This is a genomic window from Prevotella sp. MGM2 (assembly GCF_002933955.1).
GTDB lineage: Bacteria > Bacteroidota > Bacteroidia > Bacteroidales > Bacteroidaceae > Alloprevotella.
The window spans coordinates 1-6,775 of record NZ_BEWW01000018.1; the positions used below are offsets into that span (position 1 = coordinate 1).

The 6,775-nt window shown below is 49.9% G+C and carries 5 protein-coding genes; all 5 read right to left on the reverse strand.

Annotated features, from left to right (window positions below):
• On the reverse strand, positions 1-936 hold a 936-nt coding region (locus C5S62_RS00275; RefSeq protein ID WP_133159434.1), incomplete at its 3' end, for a hypothetical protein.
• Positions 937-1,437: 501 nt separating this feature from the next.
• Positions 1,438-1,860 carry a GNAT family N-acetyltransferase gene (locus C5S62_RS00280; protein WP_223301073.1) on the reverse strand — a complete coding sequence of 141 codons (423 nt, stop codon included), beginning with the start codon at positions 1,858-1,860 and terminating at the stop codon, positions 1,438-1,440.
• Between the two features lie 162 nt (positions 1,861-2,022).
• Positions 2,023-4,407, reverse strand: a complete 2,385-nt coding sequence (locus tag C5S62_RS00285; RefSeq protein WP_104403569.1) for a TonB-dependent receptor — start codon at positions 4,405-4,407, stop codon at positions 2,023-2,025.
• A 175-nt stretch (positions 4,408-4,582) separates the two neighbouring features.
• A complete protein-coding gene (gene thiL, locus C5S62_RS00290; protein WP_104403570.1) occupies positions 4,583-5,629 on the reverse strand; it encodes a thiamine-phosphate kinase in 1,047 nt (348 codons plus the stop codon).
• 109 nt (positions 5,630-5,738) lie between these two features.
• Positions 5,739-6,293 (reverse strand): outer membrane beta-barrel protein, encoded by a 555-nt coding sequence (locus tag C5S62_RS00295; protein WP_223301074.1) that lies wholly within the window; start codon positions 6,291-6,293, stop codon positions 5,739-5,741.
• Positions 6,294-6,775 lie beyond the last annotated feature (482 nt).

A 6,775-nucleotide genomic window follows, 5' to 3' on the forward strand; every position in this document is an offset into this window, starting at 1 on the left:
TTTCTCAAAATTCATGCACCGTGTTTTCGGCTTGACCCGTATTTCCACAACACCGTCCTGCAACTTTCCGTATTGAGATAAAGTGGAGCCGTTTTCCGGACATTGCTGAGTGAACTCGTAAGTATAATCTCCAGACTTGACAGAATAGGTATCTATATAAACTTTGTCAGGGTCTTCGGCATGGAGATACACGTCCGAATTCAGATAGTGTGGAGAGAGTTTATAGACATCCTTGCGCGTTGTGCTTTTATAAACCGTGACATCCGCTTCAGCGACTCCGCCTTCCGTGAACTGAAAGAACGGGTCCACGAAGTGCCCCGTACCGACAGACACCCAAGATTCCTGCGGCGGGGTGTAGCCGAGTACGCCGTCAGGAAAAACAATCCGGTGAACGGCTTTCGAGTAGATGCCACTGAATGGATCATCCCATTTTTCCGGACGGCTTGATGATTTATATGCAACAGAATTAACCGAAAAACTATTAGGAGAAAATTCTATGCTATTTTCATCTATTATTCTCCCATAATATTGAACATCGAATCCGTTCTCAGGACAGCGTTGAAATACATGATAATATTTGTAGGGATAATAAGAAGAACCATAGGAACTATAAAAATAATTATAATACTCCAGATAGACTTTGTCAGGATTCTCGGCATGAAGATAGACGTAGACATTGTCGTTTCTATCAGGTAATGGATGGTTGGCATAAGGTTGCAGTCTGAACACGCCGTGGCGTGTGTCGGAGCGTTCGACAGTCACTTTCCACGTTTTATTCCAGTTAGAATCCCATCCCGTGAGTGCGCCTTCAGTCCATTCCACCTCCCCTACGGGAGTCCACAATTCGGCCTGAACGGCAACGGTGCCGAAGAGGGCCAAAAGCAATAGCAGGGCTTTCCTTCTGAAAGACCTTTTGAGTGTTGTTTTCTGTAACATAGTTTTCACAGAAGCGCCGCTCATTGCCCCGTGTCGGCTTTTTTTAAAGTTGATGATACAAAAAAAGCGTGGGCAATGTTCACTGATTATCATCATCGAGGCATCGCCAAACGCCTTAGGAGAAATAAACAGTCCACCCCACGCCACGCCGATATATAGCCCCCGCGCTGGCGGGGTGGAATATAGCGCAAACGTGAAGCGTTTTTGACTGCTCATCCTTCTCCGAGTTTTTTGGCGATTTCCGATGATAGGATAAAGCAAAACGCTTCCTTGTCGTATGTAAATAGTTCGTGCTCACAGGCTCAGCCTGTGAGCACGAACCGTGAGCAAAAGTAACATATTCTGTTCAGTTCGCCAAATTTTCATTCCGGAAATATCACATGTGGTTCACCTTCTGACCGCCCTGTACACTTCCCGTACATGTGCCGATGGGACACATGCACATGTCTCCTGCAATTAATGTGGAGATCGCTTATAGTTTTTTGGCCATTATGTAATTTGTTAAGAAAATCCCTTGTTTCTCAACTTCTTGAAACTTAATCGTATGATATCCCCTTTTTTCAAAAAAGGTTTGGCCGTAATTGAAGCATGAACAGTGATACATTTTGTTCCGATTTCGTTTTCCAGTCGATTGCATATTGCTGTTGCAACACCCTGACCTTGAAAATCCTTATGAACATATATCCTGTCTAAATATCCCGTTTCGTCAATATCCCCAAAACCGATAATCATATCTTTTTCAGTTGCGACATAAGTGAGATGTTTTAGAAATGAAGTGCCCCATTCCTTGAGATTGATATTTCCTGTAGCCCATGCGTTTACTTGCCGTTCGGTATAATCTTTTATATTCACTGCGTGAACTGTTTCATAAAACAACTGTGCTATCTGTTCCAAATCAATGGGTTTATATGGTCTGATTTCCATGCTTAAAATTAAGGTATTTAGAAGAAACTGTCGTATTTCATATCTCTTGTACGTTCCCCGCCATGACTGATCGGATTATAAAATGCGGCGTGCAGAAATTGTAGTTTTCATTACAATAGCCGCATGCCGCATTATGTTTTGCTGATCTATTTCCTTTTTCGCCTAAAAGTGCCAATTAATGTTGATGCCGAAGCTGCGGGGATTACCGTATTGTGCGAAACGGTTGTTCAAACTGTCAAAGGCAAAATTGGTGTAGTGTGTCGCCGTCAGGTTGCGTCCCCATATTTCTAAATTGATGTCTTCAGATAATTCGGCGGTGACAGATGCCCCTAACAAGGCATAGAACGGTTGGCTGAAAGTGTTGGCCTCATCCCAATAAATACGTCCGGCACCGGACACATTGGCCGTGCAACCTATTGCTTTCAGAAAACGGCAGTTGAGCGGTTGCCTGAAGGTGGCAGTTGCTCCGAGGGTGTGTTCCGGTGCAAAAGGCACACGGTTCCCGGAGTAGTCGACGGTTTCTCCATGGCTCGTTCCTAAGTTGTGGTTTTTAAGTTTTGAGTTTGTATAACCGTAGGTGGCGGAAATGTTCAGGCGCTCTTTGACTAGCTCCGCTCGGATGGCCAGTTCAGCTCCGCAGTTACGGCTTTTGCCGGCATTCACCATCACGCGTCCCATACCGCTTTCTGCGAAACGGGCCAGCTGCTGGTCCTTCGTGTGCATGTAGAAGAACGTGTAGTCCGTGCTCAGGCGGTTGTCAAAAAAAGACAGATGCCCGCCCAGCTCGTAGTTCCAGGATTGCTCCGGTTTGTAGGTCAGACTTTCAATTGCGGGTTCAGCCGGCATGTTTCTGTCAATGACTGCCGTCATGGCTTGTATGGCCGCTTGCTTTGAAGCCTCCGGCAGCGGTAGCCGGTTAATCGTTGCGATGCTGTAATCTTTTACTTTGCCCATCATGGAACGTTGCAAAACCGTTTGTGACAGGTCAGAGTAGCTTTGTATGTTGTATCCTCCTGAGCGATATCCCTTGGATATGGCAAAATATACGTTGCCGCGTCCCTCTTTATGATTGTATTGCAATGCCAGTTTGGGAAGCAATTGCCATGAATGCTCCCTTTGCCGTCCGTTGAGCGTAGGGTCGGCTTCAAGATCGGTTTCTATGTGGAATGCCGGTAAGGAGAACCGGTAGTTCACAGGAGTGCCTGTACCCGATTGCAGAGTGAGGCGGCGATGGTCATAGTCAAGTCTCAGACCGGCCACTATTGACAGACCGGCCCCTAGTTCCACCGTACTTTGGTGAAAGAGTGCCGCGTTGAGCACCGGCGTGTTCAAACGGCCCTGAAAAGGCAGCGTGTTGTCGGTAAATGACAGCGACATGGCAGGCTGCTGCGGCATGACGGCCGCAAACTGCCGGTTAAGGTAATCTATGCCGCCGTTGTAGAATGTCACCGGGCAGCGCGTTGTCATTTCCTGATACATGAAGAAGGCACCGCTAGTCCATTTCCATCGTCCCTCCGTCCGGCTCTTCAATGACAGCTCTTCACTGAGCGTACCGATACGCTGGTGCTGTGTGAGCGAAAAGATGTCAGCCGAAGTAAAATCCTGGTCCATGAACAGCCTGTCTTTAAGATACTGGTAAGCCGTGATGGATGAGAGGACGATTTTCGGTGTCTGCCATGTCAGCCCCAGTCCGGTGTTGAGCAGGTCGCGCCGATAGGTGCTCTGTCGGTTCTGCGTTATGGCGTATAGGTCGTTGTCGTCCGTAGTCGTGTGTCCGTTCTTTATGAGGAAATAAGGGCAGGCCGCTTCTTTGCTGTGTTCGTAAGAAGCCGTCAGGTCGAGCCGCAGTTTTCCTGTCGGCTCCCATACCGCTCTTATTTTTCCACCGCCGTTTTCCGAACTGTCAGCCTTCTTGCCGGTGGTTTTGTTCCGGTAGAATCCCTCTTCACCTTCGTAGAACCCGCCTACCGACAGAGCCATGTTGTCAGCCGGATGCAGATAGGTCACAGCTTTAGCATGCCGCCCTGTTCGCCGTCCTTCAGCTCCCAAACAGATGTCGGTACCTTTGCGGCGCATGGGGTCGGCTGTGGCAATGCGGATGAGTCCTCCCATGGAGTTGCGGCCGTAGAGCGTTCCTTGAGGGCCGCGCAGCACATCGACGCGCTCAACGTCAAGAAAGGAAAAGTCGTAGGCCGATTTGTCAGAAAACGGAATATTGTCGACATAAAGCCCCACGGCCGGCGTATTGATGCGCGATCCTATACCGCGGATGTATACGGCCGAAGTCAGTCGTGAGCCGTAATCGGGCATGTAGAAATTAGGGGCAAAGGTTCCCAGATGCTTTATAGACTTTGCGTCGATGGCTTCGATCTGTTTTTTTCCGAATACAGCCGCTGAAACGGGTTGTTGCCTGAAGCGTGTGGTCTCTTTAGGTGTAGCCGTTACCACGGCCTCTTCCATGTTGTAGTAGCGCAGTGTGTCGGCCGGCGGGGTGTGGGCCGCTACGGGGAGCGACAAAAGAGCGAGTGCCGGTAAGAAGTATTTCATGAGTTTTTTTCTTTTTTTTAAACAGATGCAAAAATAGTTTTTTTACTCTGTGCCGGCAATCCTCATTTTTGAGGATAACCGCTCTTTGGATACCGGTGAGAATAAAGCCCCGCAGGCATTGTACTCTGACAATACGCCTGCGGGGCTGTTCTGATAGTCTTTTGGGGTGTACGGCTTATTGTTTCAGCGGGTTCCATCCCTGCGCCTTGAGCTCGAACTCCTGTCCGTCGCGTGCTATGAGCGCACAGCCGAGTTCGGGCCGCGTGATGTGGCCTATCACCTTCACGTCTTCCAGCGCCGAAACCCTTTCGTGGTCTGTCAGCGGCACCGTGAAGAGAAGTTCATAGTCATCGCCCCCGTTGAGGGCGCATGTGGATACGTTCATGTTGAATTCTTCCGCCGTCACGGCCGTTTGGTAATCGAGGGGGAGGCGCTCCTCATAAATGCGGCAGCCTGTGCCCGACTGTTTGCAGATGTGCATCATTTCCGATGAAAGCCCGTCGCTGATGTCCATCATGGCCGTGGGGCGTATGCCCGCCTTGCGGAGGGCTTCCACGATGTCGCGCCTTGCCTCAGGTTTCAGCAGGCGTTCCAGCAGGTATTCCCTGCCGCTGAAATCGGGTTGTGCCGCCTCGGCCGCGTTGCGTGGCCGCGATTCAAATACACGCTTTTCGCGCTCCATGAGCTGCAGGCCCATGTAGGCCGCTCCCAGGTTGCCCGAAACGCACACCAGGTCGGTGTCCTTTGCGCCTGAGCGCAGCACCACTTCGTCAGGGGCAGCCTCGCCGATACATGTCAGGCTTAGTGCCAGTCCGGTGAGCGATGAGGTGGTGTCACCGCCCACAATGTCTACGCTGTGGCGTTCGCAGGCCAGTCGCAGGCCGGCGTAAAGTTCGTCCATGTCCTCCACACTGAAGCGGCGGCTCACGGCAATGTTGACCACCAGCTGGCGCGGTGTGCCGTTCATGGCATATACATCGGAAAAGTTCACCATGGCCGCTTTGTAGCCCAGGTGGCGCAGTGGGGTGTAAACGAGGTCAAAGTGGATGCCCTCCATGAGCATGTCGCTCGTTACGAGTACGCGTTGTCCGCCGGGGTAGGAGAGCTGGGCGCAGTCATCTCCTGCACCTTGCAGTGAAGAGGCGTTGGCAAGGGTGATGTCTTTGGTCAGGCGGTCGATGAGTCCGAACTCGCCAAGCGTTGAGATTTCTGTTTTAGGCATGTGAAAATATCAAGCGTTTCTGTAATGTAAAAGGATAACGGACGGTTCCCGTTCGGGTCCTTTGGGCGATGCGCCCGATACAGGTCCGCCCGTCAGGCTTCAGGCCGGATTAAAAATAAAATCCGAGTCCTATGCTCACACCCACCTGACTGTTGTTGCCAAAGTCGTGCGTGCTCATTTTGTAATAAAGCTCCGGTTCGATAGTGAGATGCCGGTTGATGAAGAAAGAATAGCCCACACGCAGCGGCACCATCAGATCGTTGTTGTTGGAGGTGTAGTGGGCATATTCGGCACCGGCACCCAGATATACGCCGCATTGGTCAAAATAGTAACGGGCTCCTGCGCCAACGTTCACGTCGTCAATGGCACGAGTGTGGTTGTAGCCCACATTGGCAGTGAGCATCAGACAGTCGGCCACGAAATAACCGGCTTTGGCATCGAGGCCGAAACGGAATTTCTCATTGGCGCTATAGGAAAATCCCAGGCCGGTGGCCGAGGCTCCTACGTACTTTTTACCTTGTTCAAACTGCGCATTGGCTGTCATGGTTGCGATGAAGAGCAACAGGAGGGTCATCAGTTTCTTCATGATGGGAATAGTTATGTTGTTAATGATTTCTTGGCTGAGAACAGTGTCTTCCGACCGGTTTTCGGAGTGAAAGAACATTCAAAATTAAGATTTTATTTGCAAAAACCTGAAAAAGAGTGCCCAGTTTAACGTTTCTTTTCGCTGAAAGGATGGCGGCATAATACGTTTGCAGCCGTGTTTCCTTTCAGATGAATCGCTTTGTTACATGCGTTTTAGCGGTATTCTTCGGCAGATTGTGCTACTGAATTTTCCTGAGATTCATGGTATCGTTTTCTTGCATCGGGCAACAGCCATAAAGGTTCGGGCCGTTATGGATAGTATGGCTTGAGAAAGCATGCCGGCATTTTTAACACAATTTGCTTTCCGCCGGAAAATGTCGTATCTTTGTAACAGCGGGGCGGGACCTCTTCACGGAAAGTCCCGCTTTTTCATTGTTTTTCAGCCGGAATCAAAGAGAAAACCGGCGTATTTCTTCCCGAAAATCCCCGTATTCGAATTCAAAATCCCCGTATACGTGTTAAAATTCCGATACGGACTTTTTCTTCTGCACTACTTACAAC

What these genes read in the sequence shown, in the direction of transcription:
- C5S62_RS00295 (WP_223301074.1), bottom strand. Translation starts at nt 6,293, where the DNA reads ATGTTCTTTCACTCCGAAAACCGGTCGGAAGACACTGTTCTCAGCCAA.
- thiL (WP_104403570.1), bottom strand. Translation starts at nt 5,629, where the DNA reads ATGCCTAAAACAGAAATCTCAACGCTTGGCGAGTTCGGACTCATCGAC.
- C5S62_RS00280 (WP_223301073.1), bottom strand. Translation starts at nt 1,860, where the DNA reads ATGGAAATCAGACCATATAAACCCATTGATTTGGAACAGATAGCACAG.
- C5S62_RS00285 (WP_104403569.1), bottom strand. Translation starts at nt 4,407, where the DNA reads ATGAAATACTTCTTACCGGCACTCGCTCTTTTGTCGCTCCCCGTAGCG.